17 protein-coding genes are annotated in these 17,501 nt (G+C 75.0%); 10 read left to right on the forward strand and 7 right to left on the reverse strand.

Annotation, left to right across the window (positions count from 1 at the left end):
* Nucleotides 1-22 precede the first annotated feature (22 nt).
* From AMK29_RS06130 to AMK29_RS06145, 4 genes are read right to left on the reverse strand one after another with little or no spacing between them, the layout of a single operon-like run.
* Nucleotides 23-730, reverse strand: a complete 708-nt coding sequence (locus AMK29_RS06130; protein ID WP_073808692.1) for a GTP-binding protein — start codon at nt 728-730, stop codon at nt 23-25.
* Nucleotides 711-1,133, reverse strand: a complete 423-nt coding sequence (locus AMK29_RS06135) for a DUF742 domain-containing protein (protein ID WP_073808695.1) — start codon at nt 1,131-1,133, stop codon at nt 711-713. Before AMK29_RS06135 ends, AMK29_RS06130 begins: the two co-directional genes overlap by 20 nt.
* The gene (locus tag AMK29_RS06140) at nt 1,130-1,621 is read right to left on the reverse strand and encodes a roadblock/LC7 domain-containing protein (RefSeq protein ID WP_073808698.1); all 492 of its coding nucleotides are present in this window, start codon (nt 1,619-1,621) and stop codon (nt 1,130-1,132) included. The genes AMK29_RS06135 and AMK29_RS06140 overlap by 4 nt, the downstream gene beginning before the upstream one ends.
* On the reverse strand, nt 1,618-4,572 hold the full coding sequence (locus AMK29_RS06145; protein WP_079196771.1) for a sensor histidine kinase: 2,955 nt from the start codon (nt 4,570-4,572) through the stop codon (nt 1,618-1,620). The genes AMK29_RS06140 and AMK29_RS06145 overlap by 4 nt, the downstream gene beginning before the upstream one ends.
* 371 nt (nt 4,573-4,943) lie before the next feature.
* On the opposite strand from AMK29_RS06145, the gene AMK29_RS06150 reads away from it, so the two are divergent.
* Entirely contained in the window at nt 4,944-5,735 is a 792-nt protein-coding gene (locus AMK29_RS06150; RefSeq protein ID WP_073810632.1) for a hypothetical protein, read from the forward strand.
* 4 nt (nt 5,736-5,739) lie between these two features.
* Here AMK29_RS06150 and AMK29_RS06155 read toward each other — a convergent pair whose 3' ends face one another.
* Complete coding sequence (locus tag AMK29_RS06155; RefSeq protein ID WP_241845180.1) at nt 5,740-6,312, reverse strand: MarR family winged helix-turn-helix transcriptional regulator; 573 nt, start codon at nt 6,310-6,312, stop codon at nt 5,740-5,742.
* A gap of 230 nt (nt 6,313-6,542) precedes the next feature.
* Between AMK29_RS06155 and AMK29_RS06160 the strand changes: the two genes are divergently transcribed.
* Together AMK29_RS06160 and AMK29_RS06165 are read left to right on the forward strand one after the other, a co-directional pair.
* Nucleotides 6,543-7,373: a lysozyme gene (locus AMK29_RS06160; protein ID WP_073808705.1), complete on the forward strand. Its 831-nt coding sequence runs from the start codon at nt 6,543-6,545 to the stop codon at nt 7,371-7,373.
* A gap of 193 nt (nt 7,374-7,566) precedes the next feature.
* A complete protein-coding gene (locus tag AMK29_RS06165) occupies nt 7,567-8,451 on the forward strand; it encodes a lytic polysaccharide monooxygenase auxiliary activity family 9 protein (RefSeq protein ID WP_073808708.1) in 885 nt (294 codons plus the stop codon).
* On the opposite strand, the gene AMK29_RS06170 is transcribed toward AMK29_RS06165, so the two are convergent.
* Together AMK29_RS06170 and lon are read right to left on the reverse strand one after the other, a co-directional pair.
* A complete protein-coding gene (locus AMK29_RS06170) occupies nt 8,448-9,119 on the reverse strand; it encodes a DUF4240 domain-containing protein (RefSeq protein WP_241845182.1) in 672 nt (223 codons plus the stop codon). The two genes, AMK29_RS06165 and AMK29_RS06170, sit on opposite strands and share 4 nt — an antisense overlap.
* Before the next feature lie 130 nt (nt 9,120-9,249).
* Entirely contained in the window at nt 9,250-11,661 is a 2,412-nt protein-coding gene (gene lon, locus AMK29_RS06175; protein WP_073808711.1) for an endopeptidase La, read from the reverse strand.
* Between the two features lie 131 nt (nt 11,662-11,792).
* Between lon and AMK29_RS06180 the strand changes: the two genes are divergently transcribed.
* The 7 genes from AMK29_RS06180 to AMK29_RS06210 all read left to right on the forward strand — a co-directional run bounded on the left by AMK29_RS06180 (nt 11,793) and on the right by AMK29_RS06210 (nt 17,491).
* Nucleotides 11,793-12,431, forward strand: a complete 639-nt coding sequence (locus tag AMK29_RS06180) for a GNAT family N-acetyltransferase (RefSeq protein WP_073808713.1) — start codon at nt 11,793-11,795, stop codon at nt 12,429-12,431.
* A 67-nt stretch (nt 12,432-12,498) separates the two neighbouring features.
* On the forward strand, nt 12,499-13,197 hold the full coding sequence (locus AMK29_RS36300) for a hypothetical protein (protein ID WP_073808716.1): 699 nt from the start codon (nt 12,499-12,501) through the stop codon (nt 13,195-13,197).
* Between the two features lie 41 nt (nt 13,198-13,238).
* The gene (locus AMK29_RS06190; RefSeq protein WP_073808718.1) at nt 13,239-13,859 is read left to right on the forward strand and encodes an RNA polymerase sigma factor; all 621 of its coding nucleotides are present in this window, start codon (nt 13,239-13,241) and stop codon (nt 13,857-13,859) included.
* Entirely contained in the window at nt 13,856-14,761 is a 906-nt protein-coding gene (locus AMK29_RS06195; RefSeq protein ID WP_073808721.1) for a hypothetical protein, read from the forward strand. The genes AMK29_RS06190 and AMK29_RS06195 overlap by 4 nt, the downstream gene beginning before the upstream one ends.
* A complete protein-coding gene (locus AMK29_RS06200; RefSeq protein WP_198942188.1) occupies nt 14,758-15,573 on the forward strand; it encodes an ABC transporter ATP-binding protein in 816 nt (271 codons plus the stop codon). Before AMK29_RS06195 ends, AMK29_RS06200 begins: the two co-directional genes overlap by 4 nt.
* Complete coding sequence (locus AMK29_RS06205; protein ID WP_073808724.1) at nt 15,570-16,895, forward strand: hypothetical protein; 1,326 nt, start codon at nt 15,570-15,572, stop codon at nt 16,893-16,895. Before AMK29_RS06200 ends, AMK29_RS06205 begins: the two co-directional genes overlap by 4 nt.
* Nucleotides 16,892-17,491 carry a hypothetical protein gene (locus AMK29_RS06210; protein WP_073808727.1) on the forward strand — a complete coding sequence of 200 codons (600 nt, stop codon included), beginning with the start codon at nt 16,892-16,894 and terminating at the stop codon, nt 17,489-17,491. Before AMK29_RS06205 ends, AMK29_RS06210 begins: the two co-directional genes overlap by 4 nt.
* Nucleotides 17,492-17,501 lie beyond the last annotated feature (10 nt).

Genomic DNA, 17,501 nt, shown 5'->3' on the forward strand with positions numbered 1-17,501 from the left:
GCTCCTGGCGTGACGGGGAGAACTATTCGGGGGTGGCTTCGAGCGCGTGCGCGACCATGGCGAGCAGGCTCTCGACGACGCTGTACCGCTTGCGCGCGTCCATGATCACCACGGGTACGTGCGGCGGCACGGTCAGAGCCTCCCTGACGTCCTCCGCCTCGAACGCCTCGGTGCCCTCGAAGTGGTTGACGGCCACGATGTACGGAAGTCCGCAGCTCTCGAAGTAGTCGAGGGCCGGGAAGCAGTCGGTGAGCCGCCGGGTGTCCGCGAGCACGATCGCGCCGATCGCGCCGCGCACCAGGTCGTCCCACATGAACCAGAAACGCTGCTGTCCCGGCGTACCGAAGACGTACAGCACCAGGTCGTTGTCGAGCGTGATCCGGCCGAAGTCCATCGCCACGGTGGTGGTGAGCTTGTCCGGGGTGGCGGTGAGGTCGTCGGTGTCCTCGCTCGCCCGCGTCATCAGCGCCTCGGTCTGGAGCGGGGTGATCTCCGAGACCGCGCGGACGAAGGTGGTCTTGCCGACGCCGAAGCCGCCCGCGACGACGATCTTCGTCGCGATCGGGGCTCGGGTGTGGTCGAGCTGCCAGTCCTGTGCGCCGTCCTCCGCGTCCGGGCCGGCGGTATCCCTCCGGAACAGATCGGTCTCGGGAGCCTGGGGCTGCGCGGGTACGCCCGCCACCGACGGCGATTCGGAGACGGCGGAGGCGTCAGAGACGACGGAGTCCACTCAGCACCCTTTCGAGGAGCGCGCGGTCGGGCTGGCCGGTGCCGTGACCGGTCCCGTACACACGGATCTTTCCCTGGTCGGCCAGGTCGCTGAGCAGCACCCTGACGACCCCCAACGGCATCTTCAACAGAGCGGAGATCTCCGCGACCGTCCGCATGCGGCGGCAGATCTCGACGATGGCCCGCATCTCCGGCATCAGTCCGCGGGCGCCGGGCCCGCCGTCCGTCAGGACCTTGCGCACGGCGGGCGCTTCGAGCGCCGCCACGAAGGTCTCGACGAGCAGGACGTGGCCGAAGCGGGTGCGACCGCCGGTCAGCGAGTACGGGCGTACGCGCGCGGGGCGCCGCCCGTCTCCCCGTACCGGCAGACGATGGGCGGGATACCCCGAGGAAAGTGACGTCACTGGGTGCTCTCCATCGATTTGCGCAGCTCGCTGCGGACTTCGGGGGTGAGTACGTGACCGGCGCGCCCCACGAAGAGCGCCATGTGGTACGCCACGACGCTCATGTCGCAGTCGGGCGTGGCGTGCACGCCGAGCAGCGAGCCGTCGCTGATCGACATGACGAAGACACTGCCCTCCTCCATCGCCACCATGGTCTGCTTGACCCCGCCGCCGTCCATGAGCCGGGCGGCGCCGATGGTCAGGCTGCCGATGCCGGAGACGATGGTGGCCAGGTCGGCGCTGGAGCCGCGCGGCCCGTCGGGACGGCCGGCTTCGGCGGCGGCCGTCGTGCTCTGCTGGATGGCCGGGTCGGACGAGAGCAGCAGCAGGCCGTCCGAGGACACGACGGCGACCGACCGGACCCCGGGCACCTCCTCCACCAGGTTTCCCAGCAGCCATTGCAGGTTGCGGGCTTCCGTGCTCAGTCCGAACGTTCCCGTCGCAGTCAACTGCGTGCCTCCTCGACTGTGTCCCCCGTCATCTCCTCTGTACGTGCAGGCCTTACGTCTTCTATCCGCCCCGAGTCCAGCTCCGCCTCGACGTCACGGCGTCCGGCCTCGGCGCCCTTGTGGAAGCCGCCGAGCCGGCGGCGCAGGGCCTCCGCGTCCACGCCGCCCTGGCGGGGCGTGGTGGCGGGGCCGGCCGGGCGGACCACCTGCGGGGTGCGCTTCGGCAGGCCCTTGTCCGTGACCCGCTCCCACTGGGCGGCGCGCGGTCCGGGGACCGGCGCCTCGGTGGCCGGCTGGTCGGTGGCCGGCTCCGGGTGGGCGGGCTCGCCGTAGGCGGGCTCGGGCTGTACGGGCTCCGGGTGGGCGGGCTCGCCGTAGGCGGGCTCCTCGTGCGGGGCCGGGTCGGCGGCGCGCTCGTGGGCGTCCGGCTCCGGCGGCGGGTCGGGCAGCCGGACCTGGAGCGTGGTCTCGGCGACCGACTCCCGGAGGGGGGTGGGCTCCTCGTACGCGGGGGCGGGCTCCTCGTACGCCGGCTCGGGCGCGTGCGGAGCCTCCAGGGGCGGCTCCGGGGCGGGCTCCCGCTCCTCCTTCGCCGCGTTCACCTGCGCCGCCAGGAACGCCCGCTCCGCCGCCTCGACGAGCGGGTCGCGGTTCCGGGACGGCAGCGTGTTGGAGTTGGCCTCGGCTACCGAGCCGGGCAGCTGGAGCGCGGGCGCCGCGCCACCGGCCCGTACGGGCTCCGTCACCGCGCTCGGCGGGGCGGTGGGCAGCAGGGGCTCCGGCAGGACCACGACCGCCGCCGTGCCGCCCGGCTTCTGCTCCCGCAGTTCGACGCGGACGCCGTGGCGGGCGGCGAGCAGGGCGATGACCCGCATGCCCAGGCCCTCGCCTTCGAAGGCGGACGGGTCGGCCTCGGCCAGGCGCGCGTTGATCTCAGCGAGGCGAGAGGCCGTCATGCCGATGCCCGCGTCCTGCACGGAGAGCATCACCTCGCCGGACTCCAGGAGCCAGCCGGAGAGCTGGACCTCGGCGTCGGGCGGCGAGAAGGACGTCGCGTTCTCCAGGAGTTCCGCGATCAGGTGGCTCAGGTCGTCCGCGGCGAAGCCGGCGATCTGGGCGTGCGGCGGGAGGGACTGGATGGTGACCCGCTCGTACCGCTCGATCTCGCTGACGGCGGCGCGGAGCACGTCGACGAGCGGGACGGGCCCGGCGTGGCCGTGGACGTGCTCGTGGCCGGCGAGGACGAGGAGGTTCTCGCTGTGGCGGCGCATGACGGTCGCCATGTGGTCGAGCTTGAAGAGCGTCGCGAGGCGGTCCGGGTCCTGCTCGCGCTCCTCCAGCTTCTCGATGACGCCGAGCTGGCGCTCGACGAGCCCGAGGCTGCGCAGCGAGAGGTTGACGAAGGTGTGGTGGACGGTGCTCCTGAGCCGTTCGAGGTCGGCGGTGAGGAGGGCGACCTGGCCCTGGAGTTCGGCGCGCTGGGTGGCGAGTTCGGCGCCGAGTGCCTCCTTGGCGGCGGCGAGGTCGGCCTGGCCGTCGGTGAGCCGCTCGGTGTGCGCGGCGAGGCCGGAGAGCTTCCCGTGCAGGGTGTTGAGGGAGCGGACGACCTGGGCGAACTCGTCGTTGCGGCCGGTGAAGCGGACCGGCTCCTCGGTGTGCGGCGCGGGGGCTCCGGCGAGCCGGGCGGCGCCGATGCGGAGCACGGCGAGCGGCCGGGTGAGGGTGCGGGCGACGTAGGTGGAGATGCCGACCGCGACGAGGAGACAGCCGCCGAGGAAGGCGATGCGCAGTTCCAGGGCGGTGACGTCGTCGTCGCGGAGCGCGCCGAGCTGTTCGACCCGCTCGGCGGCGAGGGCGGACTCGACGCCCCGCATCTGCTCGATGCGGGCGGAGAGCGCGGCCTCCAGGGCGGCCCGGTCGGTCTCGCGCTCGGCCTCGGTCAGCCGGGGCTGGTCGGTGAGGGAGGCGAGGGACCGCTCGGCGGCCTTGACGTCGGGTCCGGCGACGGTGCCGGCGAGGGAGTCGCGGGCGGCGGCTCCGGCGGCCTGGTCGAAGTCGCCGAGGGCGGCGAGTTCACGGACCCGGGCCTGCTGGGCGGCGGCGGTGAGGAGGTCACGGGCCCGCTCGGCCTCGGCAGCGCCCTCGGGCACGTCGGGGACGTAGGAGTCGGTCTCCGGGTCGTAGTGGACGTCCCCGGTGGGCTCGGGCTGCGGTACGGAGAGCGCGGCGAGGAGCAGGCCGCGGGTGGCGGAGGCCTGTTCGACGGCGCGGCCGAGGGCGGCGGGGGCGCGGGTGGCCTCGGTGAGCGCGGTGTCGGCGGCGCGGGCCGGGGTCTTGTCGGCCAGTTCGTCGGCGAGGGCCTGGAGCTTGGTGATGACCTCGGTGTACGCCCGGTGGGCCTCCAGGGCCGTGCCCTTGCCGGTGAGGGCGGCGCGGCGGACGGAGGGGACGCCGGCGAGGTCGCGGCGGAGTTCGGCGGGGGCGGCGGGGCGGATCTCGTCGATCTGCCGGTCGACCCGGGTGGACCGGGTGCTGGTGACGCGGCGCTCGTCCTCGGGGTCGCCGCTCTGGGCGTCGCGGCCGGCGGCGATGTACGCGACGACCTCGTCGCGCTCGTCGGCGAGCGAGTGGGCCAGGGTGACGGCCTGCCGGTCGAGTTCGGCGAGGGTGACCAGGCTCTGGGAGTCGGTGAGCTCGGTGGAGGCGGTGAGGACCGCGGGTGCTCCGGCGACGAGGACCGTGATGCCGACGAGGGCGACGCCGGCGACGAGGCGGTTGCGGACGCGCTTGGGGCGGCCGGCGGGGGCGCTGCCCGGGGTGCTGCCGGCCGTGGCGGCGCCGTCGGCGGTCGCCGTGGCGGCGCCGTCGTCCGGGGTCGGAGTCACACCGGGGGTCTGGCTCCGCGCGCCGTTCTTGCTCCGAGGCCGCTTCATCTGCACCGGTGCTCGCATTCTTGACTCGTCCGCCCACAAAGCAGAGATGACGGCCGGTCATATGGAGCGCCCCCACCCCTGGTACGGCTTCCGACCATTCCAGCGCTTCTGGGAAGGGGGCGCGCATCGGCCGCTCCGCCACCCGAACGAGTGAACAACACTCCTGAGTTGGCGAACAAGTTCTCCGGGCGGGGCCGAAGGGCCCGGCGGGGCCCCCGGTTGGATCTTCCGCGCGGGCTTTGGCAGGATGCCCGCCCGCAGCTTCGCGGAAGTGCTCGTTCCGTCTCTCGTGTTCTCGCCGCCGGGTTGGTACAGGCCATTTCCGGTGATTTGCAGGTCCGGTGAAGGAGTACGCCGGGCGGCGCGCCGGGCCGGGCACACTGGTGGCCATGCGCAGCGATGTCGCCTCCCTCCCCGGCAGCCCCGAACGCCCCAACGAGGACTGGGTGGCCGCCGTGCTGCCCGCCTCGGGCAGCGGGGGAACCGTGGTCCTCCTCGACGGCGTCACACCCCCCGCCGGTGATGACGGTTGTGTGCACACCGTGCCGTGGTTCACGGCGCGACTGGGCGGAGCTTTGACCGAACTGTCCGCTTCCCGGCCGGACATGCCCCTCTCCGGGATCCTGGCGCTGGCGATCCGGCGCACCGCGGACGCCCACCGCGACACCTGTGACCTTTCTCACGTGCGTACGCCTCAGGCGACGGTGGTGCTCGCGCGGTGGGACGACACCTCGGTCGACCACCTCGTCCTCTCCGACTCCGTCCTCCTCCTGGAGGCCCCGGACGGGGCGGTACGGGCGGTGCTCGACGACCGGCTCGACCGGGTGCCGGACGAGATCCTGCGCTCCCGGGCGGCGACGGACCGGCTCCGGAACCAGGAGGGCGGCTTCTTCACCGCGGCGGCCGACCCGGCGGTCGCGGAGCGGGCGGTGACCGGGACGACCCCGCGCGGGGAGGTGCGGTCCCTGGCCGCCCTCACGGACGGGGCGAGCCGCTGGGTGGAGCTGTTCGCCGGGGGCGACTGGACGGACTGCCACGCCGTCCTGCGCAAGGAGGGGTCGCTCGGCCTGCTCCACCGGGTGCGGGCCCTGGAGGTGGCGGACGAGCCGGCGGGCGGGCTGCGGCGCTGGAAGCGGCACGACGACGCGACGGCGGCGTACGTGGAGCTGTCCCGGTCCTGAGCGGTCAGCCCTCGAACCGGACGTTGAAGTGGTTCAGGAGCCGGGCGAGTTCGGCGACCTCGGTGCGGTCCCAGTCGGCGAGCTTGCGGACGTACCGCTCGCGCCGGGCGTCCCGTACGCGCCGGAAGCGGTTCCGGCCCTCGTCCGTGAGCCGGACCAGGGAGGCCCGGCCGTCGGCGGGGTCGGGGTCGCGGGCGACGAGCCCGAGGTCCTCGAGGGCCCGGAGCTGCCGGCTCATGGTCGCCTTGCCGACGCCGAAGTACCCGGCGAGCTCGGTGGCCCGCTGGGGGCCTGCGTCGTCGAGCCGTACGAACAGCCCGTAGGCGGCGGGCTCCAGTTCGGGGTGGACCTCACGGGCCATCTCGCCGGACTGGGCGCGGGCACGGCGCAGGAAGACCGCGAGCTCGCGTTCGAGCGCGAGGAAGACCCGGTCGACACCGGCGGTGGCCGGGGTGCCCTGGCCGTGCTCCCCGCCCGCCGGGTCCTCGGCGGGCCGGGCGCCCGTCGGGGCGTCGCCGGGCGGCGGGACCCGGCCTTCGCCGGCCGTACCGCTGCCGTGCACGTCAGCATCACCCACGCGTTCTCCCGGTGACCCGCGGCAGCTTTCCGGCCGCTGAAAGTTTCCTCCGGCCGAGGCGATCGCCGCAGCTCCCCCAGTATTTCGCAGGAGTAGACCAACGGCGGTACCCGGCCCCTCTTCCGCCCACCGGGTCTACGTGCGTAGCGTCACTCCCGGCAACAACCTGACATGTCCACACCAGGGGCCTGCCGACCTCGCTCCCCCACCGATCCTCTCGGAGGCACGGAATGCGTGTGCACAGATCCGGAACGACCCTCGCCGGCGCCGCCCTCGCGGCCCTGGCCCTCCTCCTCCCCCTCGCCGGACCCGCCGGCGCCGCCCAGGACCCGGGCGCCCGCCAGGTCCCCGCGCGGGGTTCCGCCAGCATGGGCATGGGCGTGCTCGCACACGACGGGCGCGACGGGGCGCCCGGTGGGATCTCGGCCCAGGCCGTCCAGACGGAGGGCGTGGACGTCTCCAGCCACCAGGGGAACGTCGCCTGGTCCACGCTGTGGAACAGCGGCGTCAGGTGGGCCTACGTCAAGGCGACGGAGGGCACCTACTACAAGAACACCTACTTCACGCAGCAGTACAACGGCTCGTACGCCGTCGGCATGATCCGCGGCACGTACCACTTCGCGACCCCGGACACGACGACCGGCGCGGCCCAGGCCGACTACTTCGTCAACAACGGCGGCGGCTGGTCGAAGGACGGCAGGACGCTGCCGGGCGTGCTCGACATCGAGTGGAACCCGTACGGGGCGACCTGCTACGGCAAGACCCAGGCCGGGATGGTGGCCTGGATCCGCGATTTCGTGAACCGGTACAAATACCGCACGGGCCGCGACGCCGTGATCTACACGGCGACGAGCTGGTGGACCCAGTGCACCGGCAACTACGCGGGCTTCGGGTCGACCAACCCGCTGTGGGTCGCGCGGTACGCCTCCACCGTGGGCGAACTCCCGGCCGGCTGGCTGTACTACACGATGTGGCAGTACACCTCGACCGGCCCGACGGTCGGCGACCACAACCACTTCAACGGCGACCTCTCGCGCGTGCAGGCCCTCGCGAACGGCTGACGGCCCCTTCACTCCACGGCGGTCCCCGGGTGCGCGGCGCCCCGGGGGCCGCCGCGGCTTTTTCGGCCCACCCCCTTGCCCATTGGTATGGACCAATGCGACGCTCTACGGCGTTCGCACGGAATTCAACTTCCGTGCGTCCCGCGCGCGTTGCTCGTCCCGTCCTCCCCCACGCACGAGAGAGAGCCCCCGCATGCCGCCCTCCCGCCGCACCGCCGCCGGCGTCGCCGCGCTGTCCGCCGCAGCCGCACTCGTCAGCCTCACCCCCACCACCGCGAGCGCCCACGGAGCCGTCTTCAACCCCGTCAGCCGGGTGGCCGCCTGCTACGCCGAGGGCCCCGAGACGCCCAGGTCACAGGTGTGCAAGGACCTCGTCGCCGACTCCGGCACCCAGCCGCTGTACGACTGGAACGAGGTCAACATCGCGAACGCCGCCGGACAGCACCAGGCCCTCATCCCCGACGGCAAGCTCTGCTCCGCGAACCGCGAGAAGTACCGGGCCCTGGACTGGGCGCGCACCGACTGGCCGGCCACGGCGGTCTCCGCGGGCTCCTTCGGCTTCAAGGTCCGGGCGACGGCCGCCCACTCGGGGACGATGACGGTCTACATCACCAAGCCGGGCTTCGACCCCACGCAGCCGCTGAAGTGGTCGGACCTCGACGCGACCCCCGTCGCCGTGTACAACACCACCCGCACCGCCACCGACGGCTACTACTCCTTCACCGGCACCCTGCCCGCCCGCACCGGCCGCCACATCGTCTACAAGGTGTGGCAGCGCAGCGACAGTCCCGAGGCCTTCTACAGCTGCTCGGACGTCACCTTCGGCGGCGCGGCGGCGCAGCAGGCCGCGGCACCGGCCAAGGCCCCGACCGAGGCGAGGATCGCGGCGGGCGCGGAGCTGTCCACCGTGAGCCACGCGGGCCACGGCGGCGACGAGCAGGCCCCGGCCCTCTCCGCCGAGACCACCGCCGGCCCGACCTCGCCGCTCCCGCTCGCCCTCGCGGGCGCGGGCGGGCTCGCCGTCTTCGCGGCGGGCAGCCTGCTGCTCGGCCGGCGCCGGAACCCGTCCGCCTCCTAGGAGCCGGCCGTCCCGACCGGGAAGAGGGCGGTGAGCCGGGGGATCGCCACCCCCTCCGGACGAGTCCCCCGGGATGCCCCGCCCTCTTCCCACTCTTCTGAGAACCCGCCGGAGAACTGGCCGGAGACGTCGCCCGGGAACCGGCCGGACGGCTCGTCCGAGAACGCGTCACCGAGTTCGTCGGCGAGTTCCTCGGCCGCCTCCTCGACCGCGTCGAGGAACTCCTCGCCGTCGTCGTCCTCCTGGCCGGTCAGCTCGTCGAACGCGTCCTGGGCGACGTAGTCGAGCTCCTCCCACTCCGGCCACTCGTCGTCGTCCCACTCGTCGCGGTGGCGGCCCGCCAGGGCCCGGATCCCGGGCACGTCGGCCAGGGCGTCGGGATCGGCGGCCACCGACTCGTACACCTTCCGGCCCTGGCCCACCAGCCAGAGGGTGAAGTAGTGGAATCCGTCGTCGGTGCAGGCGCCGCCCTCGACCCGGTCGGCCGCCCGCCACAGCGCGCGCGTGCCGGCGGCTTCGCACGCGTCCTCCAGCCGCACCTGGAAGTCCACGCTCTCGGCCGCCGGTCGTCCGAGCAGCTCCGTCCGCAGCCACTCCAGCCGCTCGTCCCGGTCACCGGGGCGGCGGCTCAACTCGTCGATGAGAGCCCAGAAGGCGTCGTCGTTCATGCGTACGAGCATGACAGCCCCGACTGACATCCGGACACCTCATTACCCGCGGGTAGGTGTCCCGTCACGGCACGACGGAGCGGGGTGGCCCCGAAGGGCACCCCGCTCCGTCGTACGGGAGGTGACGGCGTCAGGCCGCGGCACCCACCGGCACCGCCGCCGGCGTCAGCGCGATCTCCAGGACCTGGCGGACGTCGGTCACCGGGTGGACCTCCAGCTTCTCCAGGATCTCGGCGGGGACGTCGTCCAGGTCCGCCTCGTTCCGCTTGGGGATCACGACCGTCGTGATGCCCGCCCGGTGCGCGGCGAGGAGCTTCTGCTTCACGCCTCCGATCGGCAGCACCCGGCCGGTGAGGGAGACCTCGCCGGTCATGGCCACGTCCGTACGCACCTGACGGCCGCTCAGCAGGGAGGCGAGCGCGGTCGTCATGGTGACACCCGCGCTGGGGCCGTCCTTGGGGACGGCGCCCGCCGGGAAGTGGATGTGCACGCCCCGGTCCTTCAGGCCGGTGACGGGCAGCTCCAGTTCGGCGCCGTGGGAGCGCAGGAAGGAGAGCGCGATCTGCGCCGACTCCTTCATCACGTCGCCCAGCTGGCCGGTGAGGGTCAGCCCGGCGGCGCCGGTCTCCGGGTCGGCGAGGGACGCCTCGACGAAGAGGACGTCACCGCCCGCGCCGGTCACGGCGAGCCCGGTGGCGACGCCGGGCACGGCCGTGCGGCGCTCCGCCGGGTCCTGGGCCGACTCCGGCACGTGGTGCGGCCGTCCGATGAGGTCGCGCAGGTCGTCCGGGGTGACGGTGAACGGCAGCTGCCGGTCGCCCAGTTCCGCCTGGGCCGCGACCTTGCGGAGCAGCCGGGAGACGGCTCGCTCCAGGGTGCGGACGCCCGCTTCGCGGGTGTACTCGCCGGCCAGCCTGCGCAGGCTCGCGTCCTCCAGGACGACCTCGCCGGGCTCGAGACCAGCCCGCTCCAGCTGCCTGGGCAGCAGGTGGTCGCGGGCGATGACGACCTTCTCGTCCTCGGTGTAGCCGTCGAGCCTGACCAGCTCCATGCGGTCGAGGAGGGCTTCGGGGATGGCTTCGAGGACGTTGGCGGTGGCGAGGAAGACGACGTCGGAGAGGTCGAGTTCGACCTCCAGGTAGTGGTCGCGGAAGGTGTGGTTCTGCGCCGGGTCGAGGACTTCGAGGAGCGCCGCCGCGGGGTCGCCGCGGAAGTCGGAGCCGACCTTGTCGATCTCGTCGAGCAGGACCACCGGGTTCATGGACCCGGCCTCCTTGATGGCGCGGACGATCCGGCCGGGGAGGGCGCCGACGTAGGTCCTGCGGTGGCCGCGGATCTCCGCCTCGTCCCGTACGCCGCCGAGGGCGACGCGGACGAACTCGCGTCCCATCGCGTGTGCGACGGACTCGCCGAGGGAGGTCTTGCCGACGCCGGGCGGGCCGACGAGGGCGAGCACGGCTCCGCCGCGGCGGCCGCCGACGACGCCGAGGCCGCGGTCGGCGCGTCGCTTGCGCACGGCCAGGTACTCGGTGATCCGCTCCTTCACGTCGTCCAGGCCCGCGTGCTCGGCGTCGAGGACGGCGCGGGCGCCGCGGATGTCGTACCGGTCCTCGGTCCGCTCGTTCCACGGGAGTTCGAGGACGGTGTCCAGCCAGGTGCGGATCCAGGAGCCCTCGGGGGACTGGTCGCTGGACCGCTCCAGCTTCTCGACCTCCTTGAGGGCGGCCTCGCGGACCTTCTCGGGCAGGTCGGCCGCCTCCACGCGGGCGCGGTAGTCGTCGGTCTCGTCGCCCTCGGCCTCGCCGTTGAGGTCGCGGAGCTCCTTGCGGACGGCTTCGAGCTGGCGGCGGAGGAGGAACTCGCGCTGCTGCTTGTCGACGCCCTCCTGCACGTCCTTGGCGATGGTCTCGGCGACGTCCTGCTCGGCGAGGTGCTCGCGGAGCTGGGCGGTGGCGAGCCTGAGGCGGGCGACCGGGTCGGCGGTCTCCAGGAGCGCGACCTTCTGCTCGACGGTGAGGAAGGGCGAGTAGCCGGCGTTGTCGGCGAGGGCGCCGACGCCGTCGATCTGCTGGACGCGGTCGACGACCTGCCAGGCGCCGCGCTTCTTGAGCCAGCTGGTGGCGAGCGCCTTGTACTCCTTGACCAGGTCGGCGACCTGGCCGGGCAGCGGGTCGGGCAGGGTCTCCTCGACGGTGCTGCCCTCGACCCACAGGGCCGCGCCGGGACCGGTCGTCCCGGCGCCGATGCGGACGCGGCCGAGGGCGCGGATCAGCGCGCCGGGGTCGCCGTCGGACAGCCGGCCCACCTGCTCGACGGTGCCCAGGACGCCGGTCGCGGCGTAGGTCCCGTCGACGCGCGGCACGAGCAGGACCCGGGGCTTGCCCGCCCCGGAGCGTGCGGCGGCCTGCGCGGCCTCGACGGCGGCCCGTACGTCCGTGTCGGAGAGGTCCAGCGGGACCACCATGCCGGGCAGCACGACCTCGTCGTCGAGCGGCAGGACGGGCAGAGTGAGCGGCACGGACGCCTTGGACTCAGAAGCCATGATCTCCCCTTCGGCAGTCAAGTTGAGCTATGTGGACTCAATGCACGTGCGCCCGCCGATGTTCCCGGACGGCCGTTCGCTCTGAGCGATCACCTCTCCCGTCTGCCGCCGTCGCCAGATGTAATGCCTCTATGGATATAGCGTCTATTACATCGGCGTGGGTGGCGGGCTGGACCGTGTCCCGGGGGACCCCCGCCGCAGTCGCCGAGCCATGGGGCTACCGCATCGACGTGGGACAGCCCCGGCACGTCGTACGGCACGTCCTGCCCGCGCCCGACGCAGCCACCGTCGGGGCCCTGTGCGGTCGGCTCACCGCGCCGTACAGCTGGCTCAAGGTCATGGCGGGGCCCGAGGACGTGGAGCCGTGGATCACCGAGGGGTGGACGGTCCCCGACGACCCGGGCTTCATGATGGTCAAGCCGCTCGACCCCGGCGCCCGCCCCGCGCCGCCGGAGGGGTACGCCAGGACCACCGAGGTCCGGGACGGCGTCATCCGGGTCCGCGTCCTCGCCACCGACGGCACGCTCGCCGCGCGCGGCCAGATCGCCCCGACCGGCTCCACCGCCGTCGCCGACCAGATCGAGACCGACCCCGCGCACCGACGGCGCGGCCTCGGCGCCAACGTCATGCGCACCCTGGAGGCCGCCGCCGCCCAGGCCGGCGCGGAGACCGGGGTGCTCGCCGCGACCACGGACGGCCTCGCCCTGTACGACGCGCTCGACTGGCGCTACCGGGGCCCGCTCACCGGCGTCGTCCGGACGGAGAGCTGACCCGCCGGGACGCGGAATCCCGGACGTCCGGCTGCGCGGAGCGGCCCCGACGGGGCATGCTCGATCCATGGTGCGAGGCGTACGGAAGACCCGGCACGGCGTACGGACCGCCGCGCGAGGCGCGGGGAAGACCCGGCACGGCGTACGGACCGCGGCGCGAGGCGCGGGGAGGACGCGGCGGGGGGCGCTGCTCCTCGCGGCCGCCCTGGCCGTCGGCGGCGTCGGCGCGACCGGCTGCGGCCCGGAGACCCCGCCGGCACCCGGAGGCCCGGCGTCGTCGACCGGAGCACCCTCCACGCCCGGCGGCACACCCTCCGCCCCCGGCACCCCGGCGCCGTCGACCGGCGCGCCCTCCGCCCCCGGCACCCCCGCCCCGTCCACCTCCCCGCCCGGCACGGGCTCGCCGACCCGGGAGCCGCAGGCACAGGAGGTTCTCGTCGAGGTGGTCGTCAACGGCGGCCTCGCCGGGGTCCGCAACCAGCTGGTCGTCCACCACGACGGCTCCTGGACCAGCCGCTCCGGCACGAAGCCGCCCCGCACCGGCCGGATGACCCCCGCCGAGACCGCCGAGCTGCGGGCGGCGCTCGAAGACCCCGCCTACGCGCGCGTACCGGCGCGTCCGACCGGCGACCCCGTCCCCGACGGCTTCCAGTACCTCATCACCTACCGCCACCGCCTCGTCGTCGCGGGCGACGGTGAGCGCCCGCCCGCCCTCCAGCGCGTCTTCGCCGCCCTCCCCGACGGCGGCCCGCCGACCCGGCCGTGAGCGCGTGAACCGTCCGGGGCCCTGCCGGCGATAGAGAGGGCGTGAGACTGTCGCGCCCCACAGGGGGAGGCCCCTCGGGGGGCGATGAGGACGACTCCGCGCTGCTGCGCGCGGTCGCCCGGGGGGACACCGAGGCGCTCGCCGTCCTCTACGACCGGCACGCCGGCTGGCTGCACGCCCGCCTCGCCCGGCGCTGCCCCGACGAGGAGACCGTACGGGAGGTCCTCCAGGACACCTTCGTCACCGTCTGGCGGTCGGCCGGCGGGCACCGGGGCCGCGGTGCGGCGGGGGGCTGGATCTGGGTGATCGCCGCCCGGCGCCTGGTGGACGCCCAGCGGGCAGGGGCACGCGCCGACCGGGCCGCCGCCCACGCCGCCGCGCCCTCCGAGCCGGCGGCCGCCGCGCCGTCCGCCGAGGAACGGGTGCTCTCCGGCCTGGAGTACGGGGAGGTGGGCGCCGCCCTCGACCGCATCTCGCCCGAGCTCGCGGAGGTCCTGCGGGCGACCGTCGTCGACGGCCTGACGACCCGTGAGACGGCCCGGCTCCTCGGCATCCCCGAGGGCACCGTCAAGACCCGCGCCCTGCGCGCCCGCCGCGAGCTGCGCGCCGCCCTCGCGTCCGGGAACCCCGGGGGCCCGCACGCCCTGGGAGGCACCGCATGACAGCACCCCGATCCGCGCCCCGCTCCCCCGGGCCCCCGTGGCACGTCACGGACGACCTGGCGCTCCGGTACGCGGAGGGCACCGCCCCCGAGACGGACGCCTGGTCCCTGGAGAAGCACGTCGAGTCGTGCGGCGCCTGCGCGGCGCGGGTGTCGGCCGCCGTCCGCGCCGGAGCCGCCGGCCCCGTCCTCGCCGCCGTCCGCGCCGACCTCCTGACCTCGCTGGGCCACCGGCCCGCCGCCGTGCCGGCGGCCACCGCCGGGAGCCCCCTGGGGCGGTGGGCGCGGCTCTGGTGGGCCGTCGGGCCCGCCCTGCGCGGCTCCTGGGTGGTGGCCGTGCTCCTCGTCGTCGGCGGGGCCTTCGGTCTCGCCCACGGCGGCGGGTTCCGGGGCGCGGGCGGTCTGCTGCTCGCCGTCTCCCCCGTCCTCCCGCTCGCCGGTGTCGCCGTCTCCTACGGGCGGCACGCCGACCCCCTGCACGAGATCACGGCGGCCACCCCGTCCGGCGGGCTGCGGCTGCTGCTGACCCGTACCGCCGCCGTGCTCGCCGTGTGCGTCCCGCTGCTCACCGCGGGCGCGGCGCTGCTGCCCCGGGCGGCCGGGGCCCCGGGGGCCGCCGCCTGGCTGCTCCCCGGCCTGGCGCTGACCCTGGCCGCCCTCGCGCTCGGCTCGTTCGTCGGCTGCCGGACGGCGGCCGCGACGCTCGGCGGCGGATGGCTGCTCGCCGTCACCGGCCCTCTCCTCGAAGGGCCGGAGGGTGCGGGCTCCGGTGCGGGAGCCGCCGCGCTCGCCCCGTACTTCTCCGGCTCCGCCGCGCAAGGGGGGTGGGCCGCCGCGGCACTCGCCTGCGCGGCCCTCCTCGCGCTGCGACGCCGTTCCTTCGACCACCTGGAGCCCCGGTGAAATTCTCGACCGCCGTCGCCGTGACCGGACTGACCGTCCGCCACCGCCGCACCGTCGCCCTCGACCGGCTCGACCTGTCCCTGGGGCCCGGGGTGCACGGCCTCCTCGGCCCGAACGGCGCCGGGAAGACCTCCCTCATCCGGGTCCTGGCGACCGTCGCCGCGCCCACCGCGGGCCGGGTCGAGCTGCTCGGCGGGGACGCCACGGACCACCGGGACCGCGCCGGCATCCGGCGCCGGCTCGGCTATCTGCCGCAGGAGTTCGGCTACTACCCCGCCTTCACGGTGCGGGAGTTCGTCGCGTACGTGGCCTGGCTCAAGGAGATGCCGGCCGACCGGGTCCCGGCGGCGGTGGAGCGCGCGGTGCGGCGGGTCGGGCTCGGCGACCGGATCGACGCGAGGATGAAGACGCTGTCGGGCGGCATGGTGCGGCGTGCCGGGATCGCCCAGGCCATCGTGAACGAGCCGGACCTGCTCCTGCTCGACGAGCCGACCGCCGGGCTCGACCCGGAGCAGCGGGTCGACTTCCGCGCGCTGCTGCGCGAGTTGGGAGCGGAGACGACGGTGGTGGTCTCCACGCACCTGGTGGAGGACGTGGCCGCCGCGTGCGGGGAGGTCGCGCTCATCGAGGCGGGGCGGCTGGCGTTCCAGGGCACCACGGCCGCGCTCACCGCGCTCGGCGGGGGGCCCGGCGGCCCGGACGACTCCACGACCCACGCCGTCGAACGCGGCTACACGGCGGCCCTGCGCGCCCACCGGGCACCCGGGACCGGGGCCGAGGCCGGGACCTCCGCGAAGGAGGCGCTCCGATGACCGGCACGCTCACCCCGGCCCGTACCGGAGGCACCGTCACGCGCGCGCGTGCCGTCTCCCCGCTCCGCACCGAGCTGCGGCGCGGCCTCGGGCCCTGGGCCGGCGCCGCCGTCGCCCTCACCGTCCTGGTGACGATGTACGGCAAGGCTCCCGGCTGGCAGGGCCGCTGGGCCGACGCCACGAACATGCTGCACGTGGTCGCCGGGCTGCTCGCCGGGCCGCTCACGCTCGCCGCCGGCTGCTGGCAGGGCGGGCGGGACCGGCGGCGCGGGACGACGGACCTGTGGGAGTCCGTCCCGCGCTCCCCCCTGCGCCGCCTGCTGGTCGCCGTCGCCCCGTCCGCGCTCTGGCCCGCCGCGGGGGTGCTCGCCGCCGACGTCGTCTGTCTGCTCGCGACCTGGCCGTACGTCTCCGGGGGCCGCCCCTACCTGGAACTCCTCGCCGCCGACGTGGTCGCCGTCGCCGCCCTCGGCGTGCTGGGACACGTCGCCGGCCGGGCGGTCCCCTGGCGTCTCACCGCACCGCTGCTGGGGATCGTCGGGTACGTGGTGCTGGGCTTCGGCGCCTACACGCAGGGCCCGGCGCGCTGGCTCGGGCCCGCCGCCGAGCACCAGTTCTTCTGGGACCGGCCGGTGTGGTGGTTCGGCCCGGTGTCGATGGCGTGGGCGGCGGGCCTCGCGCTCACCGCGCTCCTGGCGCACGGGCTGCGTCCCGCCCGGCTGCGTCCGCTCGCCCTGGTCCCGCTGGCGGTCGCGGTCGCCGCCGCCGGCCTGATCCTGCGCCTGCCGGCGGACGAGGGGCCGTGGCGCCCGGACCCGGCGCTCGCCCGGCAGGTCTGCGACGACGGCACCCCGCAGGTGTGTCTGACGGCCGTGGACGAAGGACTGCTGCCGGACGTGTCGGCGGCACTGGCCCCGCTGAACGCCCGCCTCAAGGGGCTGCCCGGCGCCCCGGTCCGCTGGGTGAGCGGCGCGGACGGTGCCCGCACCGGTGACATCGGGCTCCCCGACGCCCGACAGGACTCGGTGCGGGGCCGGCTCACGCGTCCCGACCTGTATCTGAACTCGGCGGTGAACTGGCTGATCTCGGACAGCTGCCGGCCGGGCGACGGCACGGGTCCGAGCGCCGAGCGGGCGAGCGTCGTCCATCTCGCCGTCGCGGAGTGGCTCGCGCCGACCCCGGACGACTACGGCCCCGACCCCACCGCCGCCCGGCCGTACATCGACCGGCTCCAGGCCAGGTCCCCCGCCGCCCAGCGCGACTATCTCGCCCGCTACCTGGCGGCGAACAGCTGCCGTCCGGACGAGGTGCCCGTCCCGTGAGGCTCTGTCTGCGCTCCCGTGCCCTGCCCGCCGCGCTCGCCGTCCTCGTCGGCACGGCGGCGGCCGCGGCCGGGGCGGCCCGGTGGCTGGTCTCGCTGCCCGGCTTCGACCACACGGCCCGGCTGCCGGTCGTCGTCCTCGGGCCGCTGCTCGCGGCGGCCGCGGTCGGCGCCTGCCTCTACACCCCGAGCGACGAGCTGGACCGTACGGCGGTCCGCCCCTGGTGGCCCCGCCGGCTCGCCCAGGTGATCGCGCCGACCGTGCTCGCCGCCGCCCTGTTCGCCCTGGCGCTGCCGGGGCACCCGGAGGCGTTCGGGGCGCCCGCCGCCGTACGGAACACGCTCGGGCTCGTGGGGGTGGCGGCGGGCGGCGCCGCTGTCGTCGGCGCCCGGCTGAGCTGGCTGCCGCCGGCGTTCTTCGTGGGTGCGGTCTATCTGGCGGCGCCGTCCGACGCGGGGGGTGCGGCGCAGTGGTGGGCCTGGGTGATGCAACCGGGTCCGCAGGCCGGGGCGTGGACGGTGGCGGTCGCCGCGTTCGTGACGGGTACGAGCGGGTACGCGTGGCGGGGTGCGCGGCACATGACCGGCGAGTCCTGAGGGGCTCGGG

The organism is Streptomyces sp. CB02261 (assembly GCF_001905665.1).
Lineage (GTDB): Bacteria > Actinomycetota > Actinomycetes > Streptomycetales > Streptomycetaceae > Streptomyces.